Consider the following 24479-nt stretch of genomic DNA (forward strand, 5'->3'; position numbering starts at 1 on the left):
TTCCTTTCAATCGGCACACAGGGCCGCGAGGCGCCGCAGCTGGCCCGCGGCCTGCGCGAGCGCGGCGAGAAACCCGTCGATGTCGGCTTCGGTCGTACTGCGTCCGGTACTCACGCGGACGGCGCCGCGGGCGAGCGCCTCGGGTACGCCCATGGCAAGAAGGCTGCGCGGTGCGCCAGGCTCACCGCTGGAACAGGCCGAGCCGGTGCCCACCGCGAAACCGGTGCGATCGAGCACACCGGCGAGCGCCGCCCCTTCCAAGCCGGGCAGGGCAAAAAACGTCGTATTGGGTAGCCGCGCCGCACTGGCGCCGAAGATCACCGCCCCCTGCGCTGCGAGCCCCGCCTCCAGCCGCTGCTGCAAGGCGTGCAGGCGAGCGTGCAAGGATTCCCTGGCTTCGAGCGCTTCGACGAGCGCCGCGGCCATGGCCATCGCGCCCGGCACGTTCTCGGTGCCCGAGCGCCGCCCTGCCTCCTGCCCGCCGCCGGTGAGTAATGGCGCCAATGCCACTTCGCGGGCGAGTACGAGGGCGCCGATCCCCGTCGGCGCGCCGAACTTGTGCCCCGAGAGCGTGAGCGCATGCACCCCCAGGGCGCGCCGCGACAAAGGCATTTTCCCGACCGCCTGCACCGCGTCGCAATGCACCAGGGCGCCGGCCTCACGTGCCGCCCGGGCGAGGCTCGCCACGTCCTGGATCACGCCCGTTTCGTTGTGCGCCAACATCACCGAGACGATCGCCGGGCGCTCGCGCAGGATGCGCTCGAAGGCAAAAGGGTCGATTCGGCCTTCGGCATCGACGGGGATCTCGACCAGGCGCCAGCCGTGCGCGGCAAGGAGCCTTGCCGTTTCGTAGACGCTGGAGTGTTCGACGGCGCTCACGGCGATGAGGCCGGGTTCCAGGCGCGCCGCCGCCCCGCGCAGAAAAAGCGCGTTGGCCTCCGTGCCGCCACTCGTGAAGACGATCTCCTCCGGCGAGGACTCCAGGCATTCAGCCAAGGTACGCCGCGCCTCTTCGAGCAACGTACGGGCGCGGCGCCCTGCGGCGTGCAGGCTGGAGGGGTTACCGAGCCGCTCGTCATCGAGGCAGGCGTGCAGCGCGGCGCGCGCCGCCGCGGCGAGCGGCGCGGTGGCGTTCCAGTCGAGATAGACGCTACCGGCCGCCAGACTCATCGCTTCAGCATGCCGCACAGGCGGTCAGTTCCCCCGTCTCGCTCGCCTTCTTGCGGGGACGGCGACGGGAGATGACACGCTTGATCTCGCCGCGCACCACCGCCCCCAAGGTGACGGAATCGAGATACTCCATCATGCGCACGTTGAGGTTGCTCCACAGGTGGTGCGTGGAGCAGATGTGGTCGTTCTGGCAGTTTTCCTTGCCGCCGCACTGGGTGGTATCGAGCGGCTCGTCCACCGCCTCGACGATCTCGGCGATGGTGATCTCGTCCATCGGCCGCCCGAGGCGGTAGCCGCCGCCGGGTCCGCGCACGCTCGACACTAGCCCCTCGCGCCGCAGGCGGCTGAAGAGCTGTTCGAGATAGGACAGAGAAATGTCCTGGCGCTCGGCGATGGTCGCCAGCGCCACCGGCCCCTTGTCCTGGTGCTTGGCCAGATCCACCATCGCGGTGACCGCGAATCGCCCTTTCGTCGTCAGTCGCATCGTCCATCCTCCCGCCGGGTCGTGGCCGACGTGCCGTAAGCAAGATAACTTACCCTACTGAAAAAGTCAACTATTCGGGCGATGCGTTTCTGCTATCCCGGGCTATTCCACCCAGCGCGAGACGCGCTGCGGATCGAACCCCTGATCCTCGCCGGGCAGATCGGGCAAGGCGATGCCGGCCGCTTCCAGCCGGCGCACGAGTTCGGCGAAGCGCCGGTCGGATTCGACCGCGTGATCGAGCAGCGCATGCACCGCCTTGGCGAGCGGATCGTCGAGATCCTTGGTGAGCCCATAGGCGGTGAACCCGATCTCCTCGGCCTTGCGTCGACGGGCTTCGTCGCGCGACTCTTCTTTTTCCGGCTCGAGGATGCGCGCGAGCGTCCCCACCGCCGTGGCCCCAGCCGGAACCGGCTTGACGACGACCGCGTTCGAGCCGATTTTTGCCCCCGCTCCGACGGTAAAGCCACCCAGCACCTTGGCCCCGGCCCCCACCACGACGCCGGCTTCCAGGGTGGGATGGCGCTTGACGCCGCGATAGAGCGACGTGCCACCCAGCGTCACGCCTTGATAGATGGTGCAATCGTCGCCCACCTCGGCGGTCTCGCCGATCACCACCCCCATGCCGTGGTCGATGAACACGCGCCGGCCGATCGTCGCGCCAGGATGGATCTCGATGCCCGTGAGCCAGCGCGTGAGGTGGCTGATGAAGCGCGCGAGCCAGCGCCAGCGCTTCGTCCACAAAAAATGCGCCAGCCGGTGCAGCCAGAGGGCGTGCAGGCCCGGATAGCAGGTGAGCACTTCCCAGCGCGAGCGCGCCGCCGGGTCGCGTTGCAGGATGCTGTCGATGTCTTCACGCAGGCGTTCCAGCCAGGAGGGCATGAAGGGGTTCCTTTCTCGGTTGCGCCGCAAGGCGGATCATTTTACGGGATTTTACGCGCCACCGCCTTGAGCATGCCACGCAGGATGTCGAGCTCGGCCCGTTCGAGCCGGGCGCGCGCAAGCAGCCGCCGCAGCCGCGCCTCCAGCCGTTTCGGCGAAGCTGGATCGTAAAAATCGAGCCGCTCGAGCACGGCGAGCCACTGCGCGAGCAGACCTTCGACCGCCTCGTGTGAAGCAGGCACGAAATCGGGCGCGTCCGCGATGGCGCCTGCCTGCGGCGCAAAGGCTTCGCAGGTGCGGGCGAGCACGTAACAGGCCACCTGCACCGCCGCCGCGAGGTTGAGCGAGGAATACGCGGGATTGGCGGGGATCGTCGCCGGGAAGGTGCATTGCCACACTTCCTCGTTCGCGAGGCCATTCGTCTCGTTGCCGAAGACGAGCGCAGCCTGGGTGTCGGATGTGGAGTGCAGCGCCTGCAGCACTTCCCGGGCGCTCTCTTCCGGCGTGCGAAAAGGCTGAACATACGTGCGCGAGCGCGTGGTGAAAGCCACGCTCACAGCCGTCCCGGCAAGCGCCTCGGCGAGGGTATCCACCACCATGGCGCGCTCGAGCACGTCGACCGCGCCCGAGGCGAGCGCCGTGGCCTGGGGATCGGGAAAACGCCGCGGTGCCACCAGCACGAGCCGGGACAGCCCCATCGTCTTCATCGCCCGGGCCGCCGCACCGATGTTGCCCGGATGCGAGGGGCGGCACAGCACGACGCGCACATGGGAAAGCAATCGCATGCCCTCGTGATCTAGCGTAAGCGACAACAATTCAGCGTTGCTCCCGTGTATGCCATATGCGCAAAACGAAGATACCCGAGTCACAGAGCTCGTATCGCATCTCGTAATCGCTTATGAGCAACCGACGAACCTCGCGCGGCGCGAACTGAAAAAGCTGCTCCCCGATCCGGGGATTCGTCACCAAGATATTCGGCGCCGAAATCAGGGTTTTCAGCACCCTCTTGGCCACCTGCTCATTCTTTGGGGCAAGAAAAGCGTAGAGACGCTCCAAGTCGGACAAGGCCTTGCCCGTCCAGCGTATTTCCCTCATCGCGGCTCGGGCATCGGCAAGGGTTGATCGGTACCGATTCGTTCGACCCATTCCTGAACGACCCGATGCTCCACCACGTACCCCGCATCGACGTCTTCGAGTGCCTCCCTCGTGAGACGATCCTTTTCTTCCTCTTGGGCGATCCAGGCCGCAAGTGCCTGTTTCAAGATCCAGCCCCGCGACCGCTCCATGCGCCGGGCGAGATCATCGACTTTCTCGGCCAAAGGGACAGGCACGTGGACTGTCAGAACTCGAGTCTCGGTTTTCGACATCTGTAGTCTCTTCATGTTCTGAATCAATGTGATTCATTCTAAATCGCCGTTGAGAAAAACTCAACGCACGGCAGAAGAACCGGTGCTTGTCGCACATCAAGTCTGTCCGTGCGCGGCAACATCGACTTCACCTTGTCGGTGCGGGAGGACTGAAACGTACGACCTTGGCCGGTTTTCCGTCCGCCAGCCCCGCCGCCCTTTACGGTAAAATTCCGGGTTGGCCCGCACGGGCGTTTCGCAACCGAGGATTTTGCCGATGATCGTCCACCCCACCCTCAACATCGCCATCAAGGCCGCCCGGCGTGCCGCCGCCATCATCAACCGCGCGGCGCTGCAGCTCGAGCGGCTCACCATCGAGGCCAAGGCGTTCAACGACTTCGTCACCGAGGTCGATCGCGCGGCCGAAGAGGCGATCATCGAGACGATCCGCGAAGTGTACCCGGAACACGCCATCCTCGCCGAGGAATCGGGCGCGTTGGCCGGGGAAGGATTCGAGTGGATCATCGACCCGCTCGACGGCACGACGAACTTCATCCACGGCGTTCCGCAATACGCCATCTCCATCGCCGTGCGCAAGGACGGCATATTGGAACACGCGGTGGTCTTCGACCCGGTGCGCAACGAGCTCTTTGCCGCCTCGCGCGGCAGCGGGGCGTATCTCAACGAACGGCGCATTCGCGTGAGCCGCACCGTGAAGTTGCACCAGGCGCTCATCGGCACCGGCTTCCCGTTCCGCGAGTTTCGCCACATCGACACTTATCTGGCGATCTTCCGCGATCTGGCGCAAAAGACCGCCGGAATTCGCCGTCCCGGCGCGGCGGCGCTCGATCTGGCCTACGTGGCCGCCGGCCGATTCGACGGTTTCTGGGAATTCGGCCTCAAGCCTTGGGACATGGCCGCGGGTGCGCTGTTGATCCTCGAGGCGGGCGGCCTGGTGAGCGATCTCTCCGGTGAAGGCGGCTTTCTCGAGAGCGGCAACGTCGTGGCCGGCACCCCCAAGGTTTTCGTGCCGCTGCTCGGGCTGGTGCGCGAGCACCTCACGCCCGAGCTTTCACGCTGAGCAAGCGCTCACTGCCAACCGTAGCGCCGCAGATAGAACCGTTTCACCAGCTGCGTCAGCCCCATGTAGCCGGCAAGGATCGCCGCCAGCAGCGGGAAGTATGCCAAGGGTAGCGGCTGCAGCTTGAAGTACGGCGCGAGCGGCCCCATCGGCAGGAAAATACCCACCGCCATCACGGCGAGCGTGGCCCCCAGAAGCGCCGTGCTCGCCCTGCTCTGCACGAAGGGAATCTTCGGCGTGCGCAGCATGTGCACGATGAGACTTTGCGTGAGCAGACTCTCGACAAACCAGCCCGACTGGAAGAGGGTTTGCTGCTCGGGAGAGTTCGCCCCGAAGACGAACCACATCATGGCGAAGGTGAGGATGTCGAACACGGAACTCGTCGGACCAAAAAATCGCATGAAGCGGCCGATGTCGTCCGGGTTCCAACGCTGGGGCTGACGCACCAGGTCTTCATCGACCGTATCGAACGGAATCGCCACCTGCGAGATGTCGTAGAGTAGGTTCAGCACCAAGAGGTGCATGGGCAGCATGGGCAAGAAAGGGAGAAAAGCGCTCGCCACCAGCACCGAGAAGACATTGCCGAAATTCGAGCTCGCCGTCATCTTGATGTACTTGAGCATGTTGACGAAGGTCTTGCGCCCCTCGACGACGCCTTCTTCCAGCACCAGCAGGCTCTTCTCCAACAAGATGATGTCGGCGGCCTCCTTGGCGATGTCGACGGCAGAATCGACCGAGATGCCGATGTCGGCGCTGCGCAGGGCCGGCGCATCGTTGATGCCATCGCCCATGAAGCCGACCACGTGCCCGTTCTGCTTGAGGCGACGCACGATGCGATCCTTGTGCGCCGGCGTCAGTTTGGCAAAGACGTCATGCTCCTCCACCGCCTTGGCGAGTTCCTCGTCGCTCATGCGTTCGATCTCGCTGCCCAGCAGCACCCGCTCGGCGGGCAAGCCCACTTCGCGGCAGATCTTGGCGGTGACACGCTCGTTGTCGCCGGTCAGCACTTTCACGCCCACGCCGTTCTGCTCGAGCGCGCGCAAGGCCGGTGCCGTCGATTCCTTGGGCGGATCGAGAAAGGCGACGTAGCCCAGCAGCGTGAGCCCCGACTCGTCGGCCACGCCGTAGGTTTCCTTGGTCGGAGGAAGCTCTTTCACCGCTACGGCCACCACCCGCAGGCCGTCGTCGTTGAGTTCGGTGGTCACTTCACGGATGCGCTCGAGCAGCTCCGGGGTGAGGGGCTCGTCGGTTTCGCCGTGACGCACGCGCTCGCAGATGGAGAGGATTTCCTCGACCGCCCCTTTGCAGATGAGCAGGTGGTGCTCGTCGTGCTCGGCCACCACCACCGACATGCGCCGACGCTGGAAATCGAAGGGGATCTCGTCGACTTTGCGGAAATTCACCGCCGGCTGGAGCTGCTTGTCCATTTCGGTGTGTTCGAGCACGGCCAGATCGAGCAGGTTCTTCAGCCCCGTCTGGTAATAGCTGTTGAGATAGGCCGCTTCGAGCACGTCGTCGGACTCCTCGCCCCAGACGTCGGTATGGCGCGCGAGGAAAATCTTGTCTTGGGTGAGCGTGCCGGTCTTGTCGGTGCACAGCACGTCCATGGCCCCGAAGTTCTGGATGGCATCGAGCCGCTTGACGATCACTTTCTGGCGCGAGAGTTTCACTGCCCCCTTGGCGAGCGTCGAGGTGACGATCATGGGCAGCATCTCGGGCGTGAGCCCCACGGCCACCGACATGGCAAAGAGCGCCGCTTCGAGCCAGTCCCCCTTGGTAAAGCCGTTGAGCAGTAGCACCACGGGCGTCATGACCGCCATGAAGCGGATGAGCAGCCAGGCCACTTTGTTCACCCCGGCCTGGAACTGGGTCGGAGCGCGATCGACGGCGGTGACGCGCTGCGCCAGCGACCCGAAGTAGGTTTGCGCCCCGGTATGGAGCACCACCGCCGTGGCCGAACCGGAGACGACGTTGGTTCCCATGAAGACGATGTCGTCGAGTTCGAGCGGATTGGTCACGTTCGGGTCACGCTGCACGGCATACTTCTCGACCGGAAGCGATTCACCTGTCATCGCAGCCTGGTTGACGAAGAGATCCTTGGCCGAGAGGACGCGGCAATCGGCCGGAATCATGTCTCCGGCCGACAGGAGCACGATGTCACCGGGCACCAGTTCGGAGAAAGGAAGCTCCAGGCGGCGCGGCGGCTTGACGTGCAGCTGGACACCGAAGTAGCGGATGGCGCTCTCGGCCACCTCCTCGCTGAGATCGCGGCGCAGCACGGTGGCCTTGTTGCTGACCATGGCCTTGAGCTCGTCGGCCGCACGGGAGGACTTGCGTTCCTGCCAGAAACGGATGGCCACCGACAGCACCACCATGCTGCCGATGACGAGGGTGGCGCGCAGATCTTCCGTGAGATAGGAGACGACGGCAAGCAGCGTCAGCAGCAAATCGAATGGCGTCTTGTAGCAGTGCCACAGGTGCAGCCACCACGGCAGCGGTTTTTCGGTGACGACCTGGTTGGGGCCGACCCGCTCGCGGATGCGCTCGGCCTGGGCGTCGGTGAGCCCGTCGGGATGCGTACCGAGCCGTTCGAGGAGTTGCTGGGGATCACTCTTGGCCGCTTCGATGAGTTCGCGCGAGAGCGAAGGCGGCGGCTCCTTGGCCGGGGCCGGGGTACCGTCGAAGAGCGGAAAGCGGCGGAAATGCCGGCCCAGTGCGCGGGTGCGCACGAAACCGGCGAAGAGTTCTTTGACGAAGGTGAGACGCACGGCATCCTCCTTTTCTTCTTTCCAGCCCGGGGAGAGCATGGAATCCGGGTATTCCGGGAAAGCGGAGAAGGACGCCGTCCGCACCCATCAAATCCGCTACCCGCCGAATCGGGGCAGGATAGCGGCTCTACGTGACGGTACCGTTACCCTGCCTAGACTTTCTGCCAAAAGGGGAAACTTCGACCAGGACAGTCCATGGAGGGCTCCGGTGATGCGATGACGCGATTGTTGCATGGCACCATCTTTTCTGGCAAGAGAAGGAAAGAGACGGTTACGTTTCTCACGACCCAATCTCGCCGCGAAACGCAGCATGGTAGACTGCACTGTTTGCTTGCGCTTTTCTCCCTTTTTCCTTTCGCCGCCATGACCAAAGCCGTGACGCCCGCCGTCGGCGATCTCTCCGCCCACACCCCCATGATGCAGCAATATCTGCGCCTCAAGGCGCAGCATCCGGGGTGCCTGCTGCTCTTTCGCATGGGGGATTTCTACGAGCTCTTCTATGAGGATGCCGAAAAGGCGGCGCGGATCCTCGATCTCACGCTCACCACCCGCGGCCAGTCGGCCGGGGCGCCCATTCCCATGGCCGGCATCCCGTTCCATGCCCTGGAGACGTATCTGGGACGGCTGGTGCGCGCCGGCCTAGCGGTGGCCATCGCCGAGCAGCAAGGCGAGCCAGGCGCGCAAAAGGGGCCGATGGAGCGGGTGGTGACCCGTATCGTCACGCCGGGCACGCTCGTCGATGCGGCGCTGCTCGACGAACGCAGCGATGCGCCGCTTGCCGCGTTGTTTACCCGCAAGGGGAAAATAGGCGTGGCGACCCTGACGTTGGCGAGCGGCGATTTTCGCCTGCTGGTGTGCGATGCCGCCGAGCTGGAAGCGCAATTCGAGCGCCTGCGACCGGCCGAGGTACTCGTGCCCGAGGATCTGCCTTTGCCCGCGGTGTTGGAGACGGAGCGCACGCCCTTGCGTCGCCTGCCCGGCTGGCAGTTCGATGCGACGATCGCGCGGCGCCTGCTCACGGCCCATTTCGGGGTACAGGATCTGGCGGCTTTCGGCGTGGACTCGATGCACGAGCCGGCGCTCGCCGCGGCCGCGGCGCTTTTCGAGTACGTGCGCCAGACGCAGAAAAGCGAACTCGCCCATGTGCGCGCGCTGCGCCTCGAGCGCGACGACGACTATCTCTGGCTCGACGCCGCCACGCGCCGCAACCTCGAACTCACCGAGACGCTGCGAGGCGAATCCTCCCCCACCCTTTTCTCCACGCTCGACTTCACCCGCACGGCGATGGGTGCGCGTTGGTTGAAGCAGGCTTTGCACCATCCGCAGCGCAGTGCTGCTGCCGCGCGCGAGCGCCAGGCGGTGATCGGCAGGCTGCTGGCGCAACCGCGCACCTTCGCCGCCCTCCTCGAGCGGCTCGAGGGGCTGGGCGACCTGGAACGGATCGCGGCGCGCATCGCGTTGGGCACGGTGCGCCCGCGTGAGCTGGCGGCGCTGCGCGCCTCGCTGTGCCGTCTGCCCGAGCTGAGGGCGTTACTCGAGCCGCACCGCGAGGTGCCGCGCCTTGCCGCCTTGAGCGATTCCCTGACGGTGCCACCCGAAGCGCTCACCCTGCTCGAACGCACGCTGGCCGACGATCCTCCGGCGCTGGTGCGCGATGGCGGTGTGATCGCCCCGGGGTTCGATGCCGAACTCGACGAATTGCGCGCCTTGCACAACGGCTGCGGCGCCTTCCTGCTCGAACTGGAAGCGCGCGAGCGCGAGCGCACGGGCATCGCGACCCTCAAGGTCGAATACAACAAGGTGCACGGTTTCTACATCGAAGTGGGCAAGACGCATGCCGACAAGGTGCCGGCCGACTACCGCCGGCGCCAGACGATGAAAAACGCCGAGCGTTTCATCACCCCCGAGCTCAAGTCCTTCGAGGATCGGGCGCTGTCGGCGGCCGAACGGGCGCTCGCGCGGGAGCGTTTTCTTTATGAAGAGTTGGTGCGCCGACTGCTTGCCTGGGTGGCGGCGCTGCAGGAGGCCGGGCGCGCGGCCGCCGAGCTCGACGGGCTCGCTTCGCTCGCGCAAGCTGCCGAACGCTATGGCTACGTCGCACCGGAATTTACCGACACGCCGGGGCTCGCGATCGAGGGCGGGCGACATCCCGTGGTCGAGCGTCAGGTGGAAACCTTCGTGGCCAACGACGTACGGCTCGACGGCGCGACCCGGCGGCTGCTGGTGATCACCGGCCCCAACATGGGCGGCAAATCCACCTTCATGCGCCAGACGGCGCTCGTCGCCCTGCTCGCCTACGTCGGCGCCTGGGTGCCGGCGCGGCGCGCCGTCATCGGGCCGCTCGATGCGATCTACACCCGCATCGGCGCAAGCGACGATCTTGCCTCGGGCCGCTCCACCTTCATGGTGGAGATGACGGAGGCGGCCTATATCCTGCACCACGCGAGCGAGCGCAGCCTCGTGCTGATGGACGAAATCGGCCGGGGTACCTCGACCTTCGACGGCATGGCGCTCGCTTGGGCGATCGCGCGCCACTTGCACGGCAAGAACCGCGCCCTCACCCTCTTTTCGACGCACTATTTCGAGCTCACGCGTCTGGCCGAGGAGCTGGAAGCCTGCGCCAACGTGCATGTGGAAGCGGTGGAGCACGAGGGACGGGTGGTTTTCCTCCACTCGGTGCGCGAGGGGCCGGCGAGTCGCAGCTACGGCATCCACGTGGCCGCGCTCGCCGGCATGCCGCGCGCCGTGCTCACCCAAGCCCGCCGGGAACTGGCGCGCCTCGAAGCCCGCGCCCTGGAGGAAACCCGCCAGCCGCAGCTCTTCGCCTGCGAACCGAGCGACGACTTGGCGCCCGAACCCGAGCCGCAGCGCGTGGAAGTGCTGCCGGCGTGGCTCGAACCGCTCGCCGACGTCGATCCGCGCGCGCTCACCCTGGGAGAGGCGATCGAGTGGTTCGAGCGCCTGCGCGCGGCCCTGCGCAATCCCTCCCCCTGATTCGTGAGGAGCCCGGGCGAAGTATCCTCACGAACTACGCACGGGATATGTAGTCTATAATCCGTTGAAAAAACCAAGGGGGGAGCCATGGCTACTGCCACTACATCTTTGGCACCAAGTGCCTGGCAAATCGGGACGAACGACCCGATCGGTGTCGCCCAATGGTATCTGGATCGATACTGGAACCGTCAGCTACCCGTGGATCCTGTCGCCATTGCTCAAGCCGCTGGTGTACGGGTCTTCCAGAACCCCAACTTGGCTCCCCTGTCGGGCTGTTTCTACGATGAGGACGGTCCCGTCATCGAGTTCAACGGCCGCGAGCCTCTGGTACGCCAGCGATTCACCGTCGCCCACGAACTGGGGCACCACGCACTGGGGCACGGACCGCGATTTCGGGACCCGTCTGAGAATTTTTCGCTGACGGCCTACGATTCCAAGGAAGTTGCCGCCAACCAGTTTGCTGCCGAGCTACTCATGCCTGCAGACGTCATCAACCACCTGATCATGAAGCGCAAGATCACCGACTTCGATCGCCTGGCAGCACTCTTCAATACGTCGGGGGTGGCGATGCAGTTCAGGCTGAAGAATTTGGGGTGGTTGTAATGAGCCCGTTGTCCGGCGAAAGAGACGAGGTCAAAAGGCTGGAAACCGGGGCTGCGGAGGACTTGTCTGCCGGGGCACAAGATGCGGACTCCCGCATCTTGACTGAGAATATCAACGATCAAAGGCTGCAGCGCGTTTTCCGTCAATGGGCATTTTTTGGTGTTGGCGTGGTATTCCTCGGCACATTCTCGGCATTGCTTGGATGGGTTGTCCTGATCGGAATGAACATCATGGACCAAAGTATCACAACCACTTATCGTGCCTCGCTTTTTATTGCCCCATTCGTTGTTCTCGCGTCCTTGATGGCTGTCTTGGCTCTTGCACTATTAAGATTTGCGTTTCGCCCGATGAATCAAGACAAAGACGACTCGCCGTCTCCGAAGGTATTGATCCATGAGCTGTTGCAGGCCATTACCGATATCGCCAAGGATTACCTGAAAACGAAGAAGGCCGATTGATCCTTTCAACCGGCCTGCGCACCGCCGGACCGGGACGAGCGCCATAGCGTCTTGCCACCGCTCGCCTTGTCGATCTCGGCGAGCACCGATTCGTGGGCGATGAGTTCTTCCTCACTCGCCCGAAGCACCCGCAGTGCCGGCCGAGGGGCGCCGTCACGCCGGGCGCCGCGCTGGGCCTTCGACGTGGGCGTTGCATCCAGCATCAGGGTCTCTTGCCCCCGGGTCATCGCCAGATAGACTTCGGCGAGCAGTTCCGCGTCGAGCAGCGCGCCGTGCAGGGTGCGGTGACGGTGGTCGATGCCGTAGCGTTCGCACAGCGCGTCGAGCGACGCCTTTTTGCCCGGGGCGATCGTCTTGGCGAGTTTGAGCGTGTCGATCACGCCGGAGACCACCGTCTCGATCGGATCCCGTCCCAGGCGGGCGAGTTCGGCGTTGAGAAATCCCAGGTCGAACGCCGCATTGTGGATGATGAGCTCGGCGCCGCGCACGTAGTCGAGGAATTCGTCCACGATGTCGGCAAAGCGCGGCTTGTCGGCGAGCATTTCATCGGTGATGCCGTGGACTTCCGCCGCTCCAGCGTCGATGGCGCGCTCGGGGTTGAGGTAGCGGTGGAAGCGATTGTCGGTCAGTCGCCGCGCCAGCAGCTCGACGCAGCCGATCTCGATGATACGATCGCCGTTCTTCCAATCGAGCCCTGTGGTCTCGGTGTCGAGCACGATCTGATGCATGGTTCATTTCTCCTGCAAGGCGCCGCGACGCACCTCGTCGATGCCGCGGCGGGCGAGCTCATCGGCCCGTTCGTTGCCTTCGTCCCCGGCATGCCCTCGTACCCAGTGCCATTCGACGGGAAAACGCGAAGCGAGCGCGTCGAGCTCCTGCCAGAGGTCCTGGTTGGCCACGGGCTTGCCGGCGGCGGTACGCCAGCCGCGACGTTTCCACTGCGGCAGCCACTCAGTGATGCCTTTTTGCACGTACTGGCTGTCGGTGTAGAGCGCCACCGGCACGACCCGACGCAGCGCCCGCAACGCCTCGATCACCGCCCGCAGCTCCATGCGGTTGTTGGTGGTAGCGGGTTCGCCCCCCCACAGTTCCTTGCGGTGATCGTTCCAGCGCAGCACCGCGCCCCAGCCGCCGGGGCCGGGATTGCCGGAACAGGCCCCGTCGGTATGAATCTCCACTTTTTTCTCTGCGCTCACGATCCTCGTTCCAGCCGCGCGCGCTCGGCGATGGCTGCGAGCCGCTCGGCACGTTGTTTCTTGCGTTTCTGCCAGTCGGGCTGGATGATGCGCATGCCGGGCACGCGCTTGACCGCGTCGAGCACGTAGACGCCGCCCAGGAGCGGCCACCACCGGTCTCCCGCCGCCTCGAAGGCGCGGCGCGCGCGAGATGGCGCTCCCTCACCGGGCGGCGCATAGAGGCCGAAACGCCCTCCTCGCGGTTCGAAACCGAGCACGAGCAGGCGGTCCTTGAGGCGTGGCACGGTCATGCTGCCCGGCAAGTGCGGCCAGCGCTCGTGGCGTACGAGCAGCCGCCAAGGATACCAAGGGTTGAACCCGAAGAACAGCGCATGACCTTCCGGCACCAGCACGCGCTCGATCTCGCGCAGCAGCGCATGGGGATCGCCGCTGCGATCGAGCGCAAAGGGGACCACGACCAGATCGAGGGCGTTCGACTCGAACGGCAGCTCGTCCCAGGCGGCGCGCACTTCCCCTCCTTCGGGGTCGCAGCGCCAGCGCCAGGGAATACGGCAGGAAGCGAGCAGATCGCGCTGTGGCAGGCCGAGCTGGATGGCGTAGAATCCGAAGACGTCGGCAACGAAGCGATCGACGACCTCCTCACACCATGTCCAGACTCGTTCCCCTGCCGGCGAATCCAGCCAAGAGGGGAACGCTGATTCTTGCCCCTCAGGAGAAGTCATGACCCAAGCGCTCCTCGAACCCATCGCCGTTTTGAGCGACAATTACGTTTGGTTGTTGCACGACGGCCGGCACGCCGTGGTGGCCGATCCGGGCGAGGCCGACCCCGTGCGCGCGGCACTCGCCGCCCGAAGGCTCGCTTTGGTCGCCATCCTCGTCACGCACCATCACTTCGACCACGTAGGAGGCGTGCCGGCGCTGCGCGCCGAGTACGACGTTCCCGTGTACGGACCTGCCGCCGAGGACATCGCCTGCCTCACGCAGCGGTTGCACGAGGGCGACAGAGTGCGGATTCCCGAACTCGGCCTCACGCTCGAGGTATGGGAAATCCCCGGCCATACCCGCGGGCATCTCGCCTATGTGGGCGAGGACTTCGTTTTCTGCGGCGATACGCTCTTCTGCGCCGGCTGCGGCCGCCTGTTCGAGGGAACCCCGGCGCAGATGTACACCTCGCTGCAGCGGCTCGCCGCGCTGCCCGAGTCGACCCGCGTGTGCTGCGCCCATGAATATACGCTGGCCAACCTGCGTTTCGCCGCGGCGGTCGAGCCGGAGAATGCCGAACGGGCCGAATATCAACATCGTTGCGAGCAAAAACGCGCCGCGGGCGAGCCAACGCTGCCGAGCACCATTGGCCTCGAGCGCGCGATCAATCCTTTCCTCCGGGTGCATCAGCCGACAGTCGCCACGGCGCTCGCGCGGCATTACGGGCATTGCCCCGACGATCCGGTCGAGCGCTTTCGTCTGCTGCGCCAATGGAAGGACGGCTTTCGCGGCTGATGCACGCACTCTCGGCTCAACGAGAAGCAGGCAAAGAAGACGCCATGGCATCGGCATCGAAGATGACGACTCGGTTCCTGCCTTCTTTTTTCGCCCGATAGAGGGCGGCGTCGGCGAAGTCGATCAGGCGATTCGCCGGCATGGCCGGCAAGGCGGCCGGATGCGCCACGGCTCCGCCCACGGAGATCGTCACGTGTTCCGCCGTTCCCTGAGCAGGATGGGGAATACGTAATTTCTCCACGTTCTCACGGATGCGTTCGGCGATGTGGCGCGTGCCGGCTAGGTCGGTGTTGGGCAGTACCACGGCAAATTCTTCGCCGCCGTAGCGCGCGGCCATGTCGCCGGGACGCTGCAAAGACCCGGCGATGGTGGCGGCGACGATCTTCAGCGTATCATCGCCTGCCAGATGCCCGAGACTGTCGTTGAAAGCCTTGAAATGATCGACGTCGATCATCAACAGACCCAACGGACGTTCTTCACGGCGGCAGCGCGCCCATTCGCGGGCGAGCTTGTCGTCGAACCCGCGCCGGTTGGCGATACCCGTGAGTCCGTCGAGATTGGTGAGCCGGCGTAGTTTCTGGTTGGCCTCGTCGAGCCGACGGGTGAGCAGGAGGAGATTCTGCTGGGCGTGCGCCAGGCGCAGCATCGCCCTCAGCTTGGCCGCCAGCACCACGAAGGAGACCGGTTTGGCGAGATAGTCATCGCCGCCTGCCTCGATGCCCGCTTCGATTGCCCCGTCGTCGCTGCGCGCGGTGAGAAAGATGATGGGGGTCCACTCGCCCGGGCGCTCGGACTGGCGGATGCGCCGGGCCACCTCGATGCCGTCGATGCCGGGCAGGATCACGTCGAGCAGCACGACGTCGGGATTGTGGCGAAAAAAGGTTTCCAGCCCCTCTTCGCCACTGTGCGCCAGCAAGGGGACGCAACCCATCTTCTCCAGATGACGGGCGAGCACCGCGGCGCTGGTGACCGTATCCTCGATCACCAGCACCTTGCGCTCACCGCCGAAGGATTTCTCGACGGCTGCTTCAGTGCGCGTGTCCGCCGGCTCCGTGCGGGTGTCCATGAGCGATCTCTTCGGGCGTGGCGGGACGCACATCGGCAACTTCGAGGTCGAAGACCAGCGCCATGCCCGCGAGGGGATGGTTGCCATCCACGACGACCTTGCCTTCGGCGATGTCGGTGATGCGATAGAGGATGTCGTCCTCACCGTCTTCACCCACGCGCTCGAAGGCCATGCCGACCTCGATGTTTTCGGGAAAGAGGCTGATGTCCTCGACGAAGACGAGCTCTTCGTCGTACTCGCCGAACGCTTCTTCCGGCTGCAGCTTGAGGCGCAGGGTATCGCCCACTTTCTTGCCCTGCAGCGTTTCCTCGATCTTGGGGAAAATGCCGTCGTAGCCGCCGTGCAGATAGACCAGGGGCTCCTTGCCGTCGTCGATCAACTCGCCGTCGCTGTCGCGCACCGTGTAGCGCAGCGTGACCACCGTGTTTTTTGCCACTTCCATGGAACGAACTCCGTACAATCAAAGTAAGATGACACCGCCCGAGGACGCCCCCGTCCGATGCCGAGCCATTGTAGCAGCATGACCGCTGGCGCGGCAGGAGGTTCCTAAAGTTTTTGTCGCGCCGGCCGTAATTACAACAATCCACCGACCCGAGAGTCCGACCATGCGGATCAACGAACCCGTGACGCAGCAGGAATACCCCGTGCGCGACGACGTGGTGATCGTCTCGCACACCGACAAGGAAGGCGTCATCAAATATGTGAATGACGACTTCTGCGAATATGCCGGGATGACGCGCGAGGAGCTCATCGGCCAGCCGCACAACGTCATCCGCCACCCCGACGTGCCGCCCGAAGTGTTCCGCGACCTGTGGGAAACCATTCAGAGCGGCCGCCCCTGGCAAGGCGTCATCAAGAACCGGCGCAAGAACGGCGACCACTACTGGGTCAAGGCCACGGTGGCCCCGCTGCCCGACGGCTCCGGCTACATGAGCATTCGGCTCAAGGCCGCACCGGAAGAAATCGCTGCCGCCCAGGCGCTCCATGCCCGCATGCGCTCCGACCCCTCGCTGCGGCTCGAGCGGGGGAAACCCCGCCCCTCGGCGCCGGTGCGCTTCCTGCGCCGCATCACCCTCAAGGCCCGCTTCTGGACGACCGTGGTAGTGGCGATGCTGCTCTTCGCCGGCATGGGCTTTACCGCCGTGCGCACGCTGCAAAGCGAAATCGGCACGATGAGCTCGATCTACCGCGATCGCGTGCTGCCGCTCACCGATCTCGCCACGGTGAAACACCTCATCGAGCGCAAGGGGTCGATGCTCTACCGCGCCTTCGGCGAAGCGGCCACGCTCTATGGCACCGGCGAGTATTACCGCGAAGAGTGGCAAGAAATGGATCGCGCCGCCGCCGAGATCGATCGGCGCATCGCTTCCTATCTCAAAAAAACCGACGATCCCGAAGAGCGGGCCCTCTTCGAGAAATTCGAGCAAAATCGCCGTGCCTATCATGAACTCCTGATGGCGGCACGCGCGGCGCTCGAGCGCGCTCCCGATCGCGAAACAGCCTTGGCAATCGCCGGGGGCTATCTCACGGCCATGGAAGATCGCGGCCGGGTGGTTCATGCCACGCTCGACGAGCTCATCGCCTTTCAGCGTGCCCGCACCGATGCCGGCCTGCAGCGCTCCGCCAGCGAGGCCCGCGCGACCGAATACGCCTTGCTGGGGCTGGGTATCTCCGGTTTCATTCTGCTCGCCATCCTGGCCGCCTGGGCCGGGCGGCGCATCGAGCGCGGCATGGAAAACATGCTCTCCATGGCCCGTTCGATCGCCCGCCTCGACCTGCGCACCGACGTCGATGACTTGCAACGCGACGAGATCGGCGATCTGCTCGATGCGCTCAAGATCATGCGCGCGCGTTTCTATGAAGTGGTGATCACCTTGAGCCAGGTCGGGCACAAGCTCAAGGAGGCGGTACAGGACGAGACGCAGCGCGCGCTGCAAACGTCGGATGCCGCCTCACACCAGGCCGAAGCGGCGCAACGCATGGCGAGCAGCATCGAAGAGCTCTCCACGACCATGGACGAAGTGGCGGCCAACGCCGAACGCTCGGCCCAACAGGTGGCCGAGGGGGTCGCCCGCAACCGCGCGGCCGCTGCCCGGGTGCGGGCGAGCGCCGAGAAAACCGAGCGGCTCGCCGACGAACTGGGTGCCATCGCCGGCGAGGTGCAATCGCTCACCGAAGCCATGAATTCGGTGCGCTCGGTGGTCGAAGTCATCCGCGAGATTGCCGAGCAGACGAACCTGCTCGCGTTGAATGCCGCGATCGAAGCGGCACGCGCTGGCGAGCAGGGACGCGGCTTCGCCGTGGTGGCCGACGAGGTGCGCAAACTCGCCGAGCGCACGGCCAAATCCACCGTCGAAATCGGCGAGATGATCGGCCACGTCGAAGAAAAAGTGGGAACGACGGTAGCCCACATGGCCGCAGGTCAGCGCACCGTGGGCGAGACCGTGGAATCGGCCCGCGAAGCCGCGCAGGAGATCGCTCTCGTCGAACAGAGCATGGACCAGATCGGATCGCAGGCGCTGGCGATTCGCGACAGCGTCAAGGAGCAGGCCGCCGTGACGCGACACGAGGCACAGGAAGTGAGCCATATCGCCGAAATGGCGGAAGCCCTCGCGCGCCTGGCACAGCAAGGCCGGGAACTCGCGCACGACCTCGATACGATGACTCAGACCATGGCGCAAATGCTACGGCAGTTCCGCACCTGAAGCCGGTGCGAACGATCGACTACCGCGCGGCGGGATGCAGCCAGGAAGCCAGGCGCTCCCGCTGTTGCGCCGTGGCACGCGGTACGCGGCGCAACTCCACTCGTTCGAGCGCCGGCGGCGCGAGTTCGAGGCTCGTCTGGTAGAGCCGCCCTTCGCGAAAGGCGTGTACGGTGATTCGTGCCCCCGCGCCGCGGCGGCGCAGCACGCTCTCCCACTGCGCGGAACTCGCCTTGAATCCCTCGACCGCGATGAGCTCGTCACGCGGCGCGATGCCGGCGCGCTCGGCGGCTCCGCCACGGCGCACCGTCGCCACCCGCATCGAATCGCGCTCGAAGCGCAACCCTACGTCGGGCAAGGTAGCCATCACCTCCCGCCACGGTACGCCGAAGCGGCGCAGCAATGCTGCCAAGGGAGGATCCTCCGTGCCCTGGACCATCTTCTCCAACCAGCGCGCGAGTCGCGCCCCGGCCATCTCGTGGAGCACGGCAAAGGGCGCCTCTTCTTCCAGCCCCTTGCCGCTGCGGCCATGGCGTTCCCACAGGAGGCGCAACAGCGCATCGAGCGACGCCCCGCGTTCGCGCAGCTGCAGGTCGAGCGCCAGGGCCAGCAACGCCCCTTTGGCATAGTAGCTCACGTTGGCGTTGGCGCTGTTCTCGTCCGGGCGGTAGAACTTGATCCAGGCATCGAACGAGGCTTCTGCCAGGCTCTGCCGCAGGCGCCCCGGGGTCGTCAGCACCTGCGTGGCCGTTTTCGCCACGAGCGCGAGGTAACGGTCCGCATCGATCACCCCGGCACGCACCAGCAGCAGATCGTCGTAGTACGACGTCCAGCCCTCGAAGAGCCACAGCAGTCGCGTGTAGTTTTCGCTGAAGAGATCGTAGGGGGTAAAGGCGGAGGGTTTGAGGCGTTTCACCACCCAGGCGTGGAAGTATTCGTGGCTGAAGAGCCCCAGCAAGCGAACGTACTCGTCCGACGGCGCCCCCATCCCCGGCCAGGGCAGATCGCGCCGAGCCGCCAGGAGCGCCGAACTCTCGCCGTGCTCCAAACCCCCATAGCCCTCGTCGGTGAGCGTCAGGAGAAAGAGATAGCGGCGAAAAGGGATGTCGCCAAATAGCGCCTGGGTGGTGCTGCAGATCGCCGTCAGGTCGGCGGCAAGGCGTTGCCCGTCGACGGGCTCGATCTGCCCGGTGAGCGCCAGCGTATGCGGCACGCCTCCGGCGGTGAATTCGACGAACTCGAGCGGACCCATCGCCACCGGCGCGTCGATGAGCGCGTCGTAATCGGGCGCACGATAGTCCCCGAAACTCCACGGGGCCGTCCCCTCGGCACGATCCAGGGCCGTGGCCAAGCGCCAGCCGGCACAGCGGGAATCGGAGGGTGGCACGAGCCGGACCCGATGTTCCTCGCGGATTCGACCTTCGACGCGCAAAAAAAGACTCGTGCCATTGAAAAACCCCCGGTTCGTGTCGAGCCAGGCTTCGCGCACCGAGGCGTCGAACGCCCACACGCGGTAGCGGCAGCACACCGCGTGAGCACCGCGCGGCGGCACGATCCTCCAGGAACACTTGTCGATTTTGGTGACGGCAAGCGGCCGTCTCGTGCCATCGCTCAATACCGCTTCGGCGGTCAACTCGAGCACGTGGCGGGTGAACTCGCGGATCAGATAGGAACCGGGGATCCACACCGGCAGGCGCAGCAGGAGCGATTCTTCGCCGGCAAGGGGAACCTCCATGTCGACCCGAAATTCATGGGCGGCGGGATCGTCGCAGTAAACCGTATATTCTATTGACATCATCGTTCTCCTCGCCCTGGCAGCGAAGCCACGGCAAGGGTCCTATAATGCCTCAAAATTCCCTGTGTGCCGCCCCCATGACCGAATCCCTCGCCCTCGTCCTGTGCCCTTCACCCTCCGAACGAGACACGATCCTCACCGTGCTCACATCCCTGGGCTATGAAACGCTGGTAGCGGAAACGTCCGAAGGGGCCATCGCCCTCTTCGAGCGGCGCCATCCCGACCTCGTGGTGCTCGAAGACGGCGAAGAACTCCCCGTGCTGTTGCGGGAGCTGCGGCGCCGTCGTCGACACGAAGTCGAATTCTTCGTGCTGGCGTCTACGGAAGAAGGCGCCATCCGCGCCCTGGAATCCGGAGTGAGCGAGGTTGCGCTCACGCCCCTGCATCCGGCCTTGTTGCGTCACCGGCTGCAGCGCCTGCACGCCGAACGCCTGCTGCAGCGCAATTTCCACGGCCTTCAGCAACTATGCACCACGGCCTCGCGCATCGCCGGCATCCTCGGCTGGGGCTGGCGGCCCGACGAAGACCGCTTCCATTGGCCCGACGAAGCCGATCAATGGTGGCGCGGCGAGCCCCCGCCCAACCGTGCGGCATTGCTTGCCCGGGTCCACGACGAAGACCGTTTCCGCGTGGAAACGACGCTCGAGCACCTGCGCCTCCTCGGCCGGCAGGCCGAGGTGGAATTTCGCCTCGAGGAAGAGCCGCCCCGCTTCGTGCGGCTGGTGGCCGAACCCTGCGAGGAGGATGCTTCCCTCATTCTCGGGGTACTGGTCGACGTCACCCTCGCGCGTCGTTTCGAAGCCACGCTCGAGCGTCTGACCCACTACGACGAGCTCACCGGCATTCCCAACCGGGCGCATTTCCTGCGTGCGGCGCGGGAAATGATCCGCCAGGCTTCTCCTGAAAGACCCCAGATCCTCCTTTGTCTCGACATCGCCGGACTCGCGGACATCAACGATGCCTTCGGTGACCGGGCAGGCGACGAGCTCCTGCGCACGCAGGCGCAGCGCCTCGCTCAATGGGCGGCACGTCATGGCGGGGGGGCGAGCCGTTTCGGCGGCGACGAATTCGTCGCCCTCGTGAGCCTCGGTTCGGAGAGCCGGGAAGCGGAACCGGTCGAAGAGCTGCTCGCCAGCTTGCACCATCCGGTCGGCGTGGTCACGAGCGCAGGTGAGCAGCAGGAAATACATCCCCGTGTCACCCTGGGAGGCGCCTGGATTCCAGCTGCCGGCACCGACGTCGAGGCCCTGCTGCGGCTCGCCCGGCGCCAGCAACGCAGGGCCCAGGACGGCGGACGGCGTTATCTCCTCACGGCTGAAGCAGAACCGGGAGAAACCTCTCTCGTTCGGCTCGAATCCGATCTGCACCAGGCGATCGCACGCCAGGAATTCTTCGTCCTCTATCAGCCGCAGCGTGCGCTGGAAACGCAGCGACTCGTCGGAGCGGAAGCCCTGCTGCGCTGGCGCCATCCGGAGCGCGGCGTACTGCCGCCGATCCAGTTCATCCCACTGCTCGAGGAGACGGGGCTCATCGTCGAAGCCGGGCGCTGGGTGATCGACACCGTTTGCGCCCAACTTGCTGCTTGGAGCGACGCCGGTCTGCCGTTGCGGGTGGCGATCAATCTCTCGCCGCGCCAGATTCCCGACGACGGGCTGGTCGATCACATCGCCGACTGCTTGCGCCGCCACCGCTTGCCGCCAGCGCTGGTGGAATTCGAGATCACCGAATCGCTTGCCATCCGCGATCCCGAGCGTGCCAGCACCATGATCGCCGCCATCCGCTCGCTCGGCTGCCCCGTCGCGCTCGACGACTTCGGCGTGGGCTACGCCTCGCTCGAATACATGCTGCAATTCCCCTTCGACGCGCTCAAACTCGACATGTCCTTCGTCCATCGTCTGGTGGAATCCCCCGTCGATCGCGCCATCGTGCGCGGCGTCGTCACCATGGCCGACGCTTTGGACAAGCGCGTGATCGCCGAAGGCGTGGAGACGGCCCGCCAGGCCGATTACCTGCACGCACTGGGGGTAGACGAAATCCAGGGCTGGCACGTGGGCAAACCCATGCCACCCGCCGATCTGATCGGGGAACTACGCAAAGAGCGGCAACGCGCTCAATGACGCAGCTGCGCAAGCGCTGTCTCGATGCGATCGACCCCGATCACCTCCAGCCCCGGGATGGGTTGTTTGGGGACGTTGGCCCGCGGCACGATCGCCTGGGTAAAGCCGAGCTTCGCGGCCTCGCGCAAACGCTCCTGCCCGCGCGGCGCCGGCCGGATCTCGCCCGCGAGCCCAACTTCCCCGAAAACCGCCAAACGCAGCGGCAAGGCACGGTTCCTGAGCGAGGAGACGATGGCGAGCGCCATCGCCAGGTCGGAAGCCGGTTCGGTGATGCGCACCCCGCCCACGGCATTGACGAACACGTCCTGGTCGAAACACGACACACCGGCATGGCGGTGCAGCACGGCGAGCAGCATCGCCAGGCGGTTGGGCTCGAGCCCCACCGTCAGGCGCCGCGGCGTGGGGCTCGCCGAACCGTCGACGAGCGCTTGAATCTCCACGAGCAGCGGTCTCGTGCCTTCGAGCGTGACGAGGATGGCACTACCGGGCACGTCCGCTCGGTGCTCGGAGAGAAAGATCGCCGAGGGATTGCTCACCGCCTTCAGCCCCCGGTCGGTCATGGCGAACACGCCCAGTTCGTTGGCCGCGCCGAAGCGGTTCTTCACCGCGCGCACCAGGCGAAAACTCGAATGCGCGTCCCCTTCGAAATAAAGCACGGTATCGACGATGTGCTCGAGTACGCGCGGCCCGGCGAGGCTGCCCTCTTTCGTCACATGCCCCACGAGCAGCACCGCCGTGCCGCTTCCCTTGGCGTAGCGGGTGAGCTGCGCCGCGCACTCGCGCACCTGCGCCACCGACCCGGGCGCGGAGGTGAGCGCTTCGGTGTACATCGTCTGGATGGAGTCGATGACCATCACGCGCGGCGCGAGCGCCTGCGCCGCGGCGAGCACCCGCTCGAGCTGGATCTCGGGTAGCAGCGGCAGCGGCAAGCCCGCCAGGCCCAGGCGCTCGGCGCGCAGGGCCACCTGTTCGGCCGATTCTTCCCCCGTGACGTAGAGCACGGGGCCGGCGCCGGCGGATTCCAGGCGGGCGAGCGCCTGCAGCAACAGGGTGGACTTGCCGATACCGGGATCGCCGCCGAGCAAGACCACTGCCCCGGGCACGATGCCGCCGCCGAGCACCCGGTCGAACTCCTCGATGCCCGTGGCCTGGCGCTGGAGGGGGCGACGCTCGATGCGATCGAGCGTGACCAGACCCGAGCCCGCGTCGGCCGCAAGCGCCGCTGGGCGTTGGATGGCCCGATGCAGGGTCGGCCCCGAGCCATTCGCCTCGCGCGTCTCCTCCAGCGTGTTCCACGCCTGACATTGGCTGCACTGCCCCTGCCAGCGGGGAAAACGCGCGCCGCACTCGCGGCAGACGAAAACCGTGCGCGCTTTGGCCATCAGCGTCCGAAGAAGAATTCGGCCGAAGGCAGCTGCTGTTCCATGGTCTGGATGCGCTCCCGAGCGAAGTCGGCAAAGGTCGTCACGAGCCGAGAGCGGAATCTATCCTTGGGCAGGATCAGCTCGAAGGGCGTATATTGCGGCGGATCGAGCGGCGCGGCCACCAATTGCCCCGTACGGAGTTCCTCGAGCAAGGCCGCGCGCGAAGCGATGGCCACGCCGATGCCGGCCGCGGCGAGGTGTTTCACCCCCTGCAGGGTTCCGATTTCGGCGGCAATGGTCAGCGACTCGGGCGCGATGCCGGAGGCCGCGAAAAACGCCTCGGTAATCTCGCGGATGCCGTTGCCCGGATCGCGTTGGATGAAAGGATGGCGCGCGATCTGCTCGGCGCGCACGGGCTTTCCTTTCCCTTTGGCCAGCGGATGGTTCGGGGCGAAGATCGCCCATAGCTCATCCTTGCCGATCTGCTCCTGATCGAGGCCCGTTTCGCCGGTGGCGATCTCAATGAACCCCAGGTCGAGCTCGCGCTCGAGCACCCGTTGCTGCGTGAGCTGTGAGTTTCCTACGACCAGCCGCGGGATCACCCGCGGATGGGCTCGCTTGAACTCCTCGATCACGCGCGGCATCCACCAGGTCGCCAGCGTGGTCGACGCGCCGACGGAGAGCAGCCCCGAGAGCTCGCTCGTGAGTTCGGCCACGCGCGTCTCGAGCTCCTCGTCGAGCGAGAGCATTTTCTCGGCATAAGCGAAGACGATCTCGCCGGCCGGCGTGAGCTTCAGCTTGCCGTGGCCACGCTCGAGCAGGCGCGTGTTGAAATGCTCCTCCAGCTGCTTGATCTGGAAGGTGACAGCGGGTTGCGTCATGAAGAGCCGCTCCGCTGCCTTGGTGAAGGATCCCGCCTTGACGACGGTGTAGAAGACCTGTAGCCGACGATCAGCCAT

General features: G+C 65.5%; 22 protein-coding genes. 7 read left to right on the top strand and 15 right to left on the bottom strand.

Annotated elements, in window-relative coordinates; translation table 11 throughout:
* Window positions 1–6: 6 nt before the first annotated feature.
* The 6 genes from H607_RS0102785 to H607_RS0102810 all read right to left on the bottom strand — a co-directional run bounded on the left by H607_RS0102785 (window position 7) and on the right by H607_RS0102810 (window position 3900).
* Window positions 7–1188 (bottom strand): cysteine desulfurase family protein, encoded by a 1182-nt coding sequence (locus H607_RS0102785; RefSeq protein WP_211218451.1) that lies wholly within the window; start codon window positions 1186–1188, stop codon window positions 7–9.
* Window positions 1175–1654, bottom strand: a complete 480-nt coding sequence (locus H607_RS11430; RefSeq protein ID WP_051240597.1) for an Rrf2 family transcriptional regulator — start codon at window positions 1652–1654, stop codon at window positions 1175–1177. The genes H607_RS0102785 and H607_RS11430 overlap by 14 nt, the downstream gene beginning before the upstream one ends.
* A 102-nt stretch (window positions 1655–1756) precedes the next feature.
* Window positions 1757–2533, bottom strand: a complete 777-nt coding sequence (gene cysE / locus H607_RS0102795) for a serine O-acetyltransferase (protein ID WP_028874173.1) — start codon at window positions 2531–2533, stop codon at window positions 1757–1759.
* A gap of 41 nt (window positions 2534–2574) precedes the next feature.
* A complete protein-coding gene (locus H607_RS0102800; RefSeq protein WP_028874174.1) occupies window positions 2575–3318 on the bottom strand; it encodes an RNA methyltransferase in 744 nt (247 codons plus the stop codon).
* A 31-nt stretch (window positions 3319–3349) separates the two neighbouring features.
* Window positions 3350–3628: a type II toxin-antitoxin system RelE/ParE family toxin gene (locus H607_RS0102805; RefSeq protein WP_028874175.1), complete on the bottom strand. Its 279-nt coding sequence runs from the start codon at window positions 3626–3628 to the stop codon at window positions 3350–3352.
* Window positions 3625–3900 carry a CopG family ribbon-helix-helix protein gene (locus H607_RS0102810; RefSeq protein ID WP_028874176.1) on the bottom strand — a complete coding sequence of 92 codons (276 nt, stop codon included), beginning with the start codon at window positions 3898–3900 and terminating at the stop codon, window positions 3625–3627. Before H607_RS0102810 ends, H607_RS0102805 begins: the two co-directional genes overlap by 4 nt.
* Before the next feature lie 256 nt (window positions 3901–4156).
* On the opposite strand from H607_RS0102810, the gene H607_RS0102815 reads away from it, so the two are divergent.
* The gene (locus tag H607_RS0102815; protein WP_037989385.1) at window positions 4157–4960 is read left to right on the top strand and encodes an inositol monophosphatase family protein; all 804 of its coding nucleotides are present in this window, start codon (window positions 4157–4159) and stop codon (window positions 4958–4960) included.
* 8 nt (window positions 4961–4968) lie between these two features.
* Here the strand turns inward: H607_RS0102815 and mgtA are convergent, their stop codons facing one another.
* The gene (gene mgtA, locus H607_RS0102820) at window positions 4969–7728 is read right to left on the bottom strand and encodes a magnesium-translocating P-type ATPase (protein ID WP_028874178.1); all 2760 of its coding nucleotides are present in this window, start codon (window positions 7726–7728) and stop codon (window positions 4969–4971) included.
* A gap of 363 nt (window positions 7729–8091) precedes the next feature.
* On the opposite strand from mgtA, the gene mutS reads away from it, so the two are divergent.
* From mutS to H607_RS0102835, 3 genes are all read left to right on the top strand, one after another.
* Complete coding sequence (gene mutS, locus H607_RS0102825) at window positions 8092–10722, top strand: DNA mismatch repair protein MutS (protein ID WP_028874179.1); 2631 nt, start codon at window positions 8092–8094, stop codon at window positions 10720–10722.
* Between the two features lie 87 nt (window positions 10723–10809).
* Window positions 10810–11325: an ImmA/IrrE family metallo-endopeptidase gene (locus tag H607_RS0102830; RefSeq protein ID WP_211218453.1), complete on the top strand. Its 516-nt coding sequence runs from the start codon at window positions 10810–10812 to the stop codon at window positions 11323–11325.
* Window positions 11325–11783: a hypothetical protein gene (locus tag H607_RS0102835; protein ID WP_028874181.1), complete on the top strand. Its 459-nt coding sequence runs from the start codon at window positions 11325–11327 to the stop codon at window positions 11781–11783. Before H607_RS0102830 ends, H607_RS0102835 begins: the two co-directional genes overlap by 1 nt.
* Window positions 11784–11788: 5 nt before the next feature.
* Here the strand turns inward: H607_RS0102835 and dnaQ are convergent, their stop codons facing one another.
* The 3 genes from dnaQ to H607_RS0102850 are packed head-to-tail and all read right to left on the bottom strand — an operon-like array spanning window position 11789 to window position 13701.
* On the bottom strand, window positions 11789–12511 hold the full coding sequence (dnaQ, locus tag H607_RS0102840) for a DNA polymerase III subunit epsilon (protein WP_028874182.1): 723 nt from the start codon (window positions 12509–12511) through the stop codon (window positions 11789–11791).
* 3 nt (window positions 12512–12514) lie between these two features.
* Entirely contained in the window at window positions 12515–12979 is a 465-nt protein-coding gene (gene rnhA / locus H607_RS0102845) for a ribonuclease HI (protein ID WP_028874183.1), read from the bottom strand.
* Window positions 12976–13701, bottom strand: a complete 726-nt coding sequence (locus H607_RS0102850; protein ID WP_028874184.1) for a class I SAM-dependent methyltransferase — start codon at window positions 13699–13701, stop codon at window positions 12976–12978. Before H607_RS0102850 ends, rnhA begins: the two co-directional genes overlap by 4 nt.
* Here H607_RS0102850 and gloB point away from each other — a divergent pair.
* The gene (gene gloB / locus H607_RS0102855; RefSeq protein WP_028874185.1) at window positions 13700–14476 is read left to right on the top strand and encodes a hydroxyacylglutathione hydrolase; all 777 of its coding nucleotides are present in this window, start codon (window positions 13700–13702) and stop codon (window positions 14474–14476) included. The genes H607_RS0102850 and gloB overlap by 2 nt on opposite strands.
* Before the next feature lie 16 nt (window positions 14477–14492).
* Here the strand turns inward: gloB and H607_RS0102860 are convergent, their stop codons facing one another.
* Together H607_RS0102860 and H607_RS0102865 are read right to left on the bottom strand one after the other, a co-directional pair.
* Window positions 14493–15542 (bottom strand): GGDEF domain-containing protein, encoded by a 1050-nt coding sequence (locus H607_RS0102860; protein WP_083961902.1) that lies wholly within the window; start codon window positions 15540–15542, stop codon window positions 14493–14495.
* Entirely contained in the window at window positions 15505–15984 is a 480-nt protein-coding gene (locus tag H607_RS0102865; protein ID WP_028874187.1) for an FKBP-type peptidyl-prolyl cis-trans isomerase, read from the bottom strand. Before H607_RS0102865 ends, H607_RS0102860 begins: the two co-directional genes overlap by 38 nt.
* Window positions 15985–16147: 163 nt before the next feature.
* On the opposite strand from H607_RS0102865, the gene H607_RS0102870 reads away from it, so the two are divergent.
* Complete coding sequence (locus tag H607_RS0102870; protein ID WP_028874188.1) at window positions 16148–18247, top strand: methyl-accepting chemotaxis protein; 2100 nt, start codon at window positions 16148–16150, stop codon at window positions 18245–18247.
* A gap of 19 nt (window positions 18248–18266) precedes the next feature.
* On the opposite strand, the gene H607_RS11435 is transcribed toward H607_RS0102870, so the two are convergent.
* On the bottom strand, window positions 18267–20042 hold the full coding sequence (locus tag H607_RS11435) for a M61 family metallopeptidase (protein WP_083961903.1): 1776 nt from the start codon (window positions 20040–20042) through the stop codon (window positions 18267–18269).
* A 44-nt stretch (window positions 20043–20086) separates the two neighbouring features.
* On the opposite strand from H607_RS11435, the gene H607_RS11440 reads away from it, so the two are divergent.
* Window positions 20087–22156 (top strand): putative bifunctional diguanylate cyclase/phosphodiesterase, encoded by a 2070-nt coding sequence (locus H607_RS11440; RefSeq protein ID WP_051240599.1) that lies wholly within the window; start codon window positions 20087–20089, stop codon window positions 22154–22156.
* Here the strand turns inward: H607_RS11440 and radA are convergent.
* Window positions 22150–23538 (bottom strand): DNA repair protein RadA, encoded by a 1389-nt coding sequence (gene radA, locus H607_RS0102885; protein ID WP_028874189.1) that lies wholly within the window; start codon window positions 23536–23538, stop codon window positions 22150–22152. The two genes, H607_RS11440 and radA, sit on opposite strands and share 7 nt — an antisense overlap.
* Window positions 23538–24479 (bottom strand): LysR family transcriptional regulator, encoded by a 942-nt coding sequence (locus H607_RS11445; RefSeq protein WP_083961904.1) that lies wholly within the window; start codon window positions 24477–24479, stop codon window positions 23538–23540. Before H607_RS11445 ends, radA begins: the two co-directional genes overlap by 1 nt.

It is taken from the genome of Tepidiphilus margaritifer DSM 15129 (genome assembly GCF_000425565.1).
GTDB classification, from domain to species: Bacteria; Pseudomonadota; Gammaproteobacteria; order Burkholderiales; family Rhodocyclaceae; genus Tepidiphilus; species Tepidiphilus margaritifer.

Excerpts from the sequence above, each read along its gene's own strand:
- H607_RS0102860 (WP_083961902.1), bottom strand. The coding sequence starts at position 15,542 with ATGGACACCCGCACGGAGCCGGCGGACACGCGCACTGAAGCAGCCGTC.
- mutS (WP_028874179.1), top strand. The coding sequence starts at position 8,092 with ATGACCAAAGCCGTGACGCCCGCCGTCGGCGATCTCTCCGCCCACACC.
- H607_RS11430 (WP_051240597.1), bottom strand. The coding sequence starts at position 1,654 with ATGCGACTGACGACGAAAGGGCGATTCGCGGTCACCGCGATGGTGGAT.
- H607_RS0102805 (WP_028874175.1), bottom strand. The coding sequence starts at position 3,628 with ATGAGGGAAATACGCTGGACGGGCAAGGCCTTGTCCGACTTGGAGCGT.
- H607_RS0102870 (WP_028874188.1), top strand. The coding sequence starts at position 16,148 with ATGCGGATCAACGAACCCGTGACGCAGCAGGAATACCCCGTGCGCGAC.
- H607_RS0102850 (WP_028874184.1), bottom strand. The coding sequence starts at position 13,701 with ATGACTTCTCCTGAGGGGCAAGAATCAGCGTTCCCCTCTTGGCTGGAT.
- gloB (WP_028874185.1), top strand. The coding sequence starts at position 13,700 with ATGACCCAAGCGCTCCTCGAACCCATCGCCGTTTTGAGCGACAATTAC.
- H607_RS11435 (WP_083961903.1), bottom strand. The coding sequence starts at position 20,042 with ATGATGTCAATAGAATATACGGTTTACTGCGACGATCCCGCCGCCCAT.
- H607_RS11445 (WP_083961904.1), bottom strand. The coding sequence starts at position 24,479 with ATGGCTGATCGTCGGCTACAGGTCTTCTACACCGTCGTCAAGGCGGGA.
- H607_RS0102865 (WP_028874187.1), bottom strand. The coding sequence starts at position 15,984 with ATGGAAGTGGCAAAAAACACGGTGGTCACGCTGCGCTACACGGTGCGC.
- H607_RS0102810 (WP_028874176.1), bottom strand. The coding sequence starts at position 3,900 with ATGTCGAAAACCGAGACTCGAGTTCTGACAGTCCACGTGCCTGTCCCT.
- H607_RS0102830 (WP_211218453.1), top strand. The coding sequence starts at position 10,810 with ATGGCTACTGCCACTACATCTTTGGCACCAAGTGCCTGGCAAATCGGG.
- dnaQ (WP_028874182.1), bottom strand. The coding sequence starts at position 12,511 with ATGCATCAGATCGTGCTCGACACCGAGACCACAGGGCTCGATTGGAAG.
- H607_RS0102815 (WP_037989385.1), top strand. The coding sequence starts at position 4,157 with ATGATCGTCCACCCCACCCTCAACATCGCCATCAAGGCCGCCCGGCGT.
- H607_RS11440 (WP_051240599.1), top strand. The coding sequence starts at position 20,087 with ATGCCTCAAAATTCCCTGTGTGCCGCCCCCATGACCGAATCCCTCGCC.
- H607_RS0102800 (WP_028874174.1), bottom strand. The coding sequence starts at position 3,318 with ATGCGATTGCTTTCCCATGTGCGCGTCGTGCTGTGCCGCCCCTCGCAT.
- radA (WP_028874189.1), bottom strand. The coding sequence starts at position 23,538 with ATGGCCAAAGCGCGCACGGTTTTCGTCTGCCGCGAGTGCGGCGCGCGT.
- H607_RS0102835 (WP_028874181.1), top strand. The coding sequence starts at position 11,325 with ATGAGCCCGTTGTCCGGCGAAAGAGACGAGGTCAAAAGGCTGGAAACC.
- cysE (WP_028874173.1), bottom strand. The coding sequence starts at position 2,533 with ATGCCCTCCTGGCTGGAACGCCTGCGTGAAGACATCGACAGCATCCTG.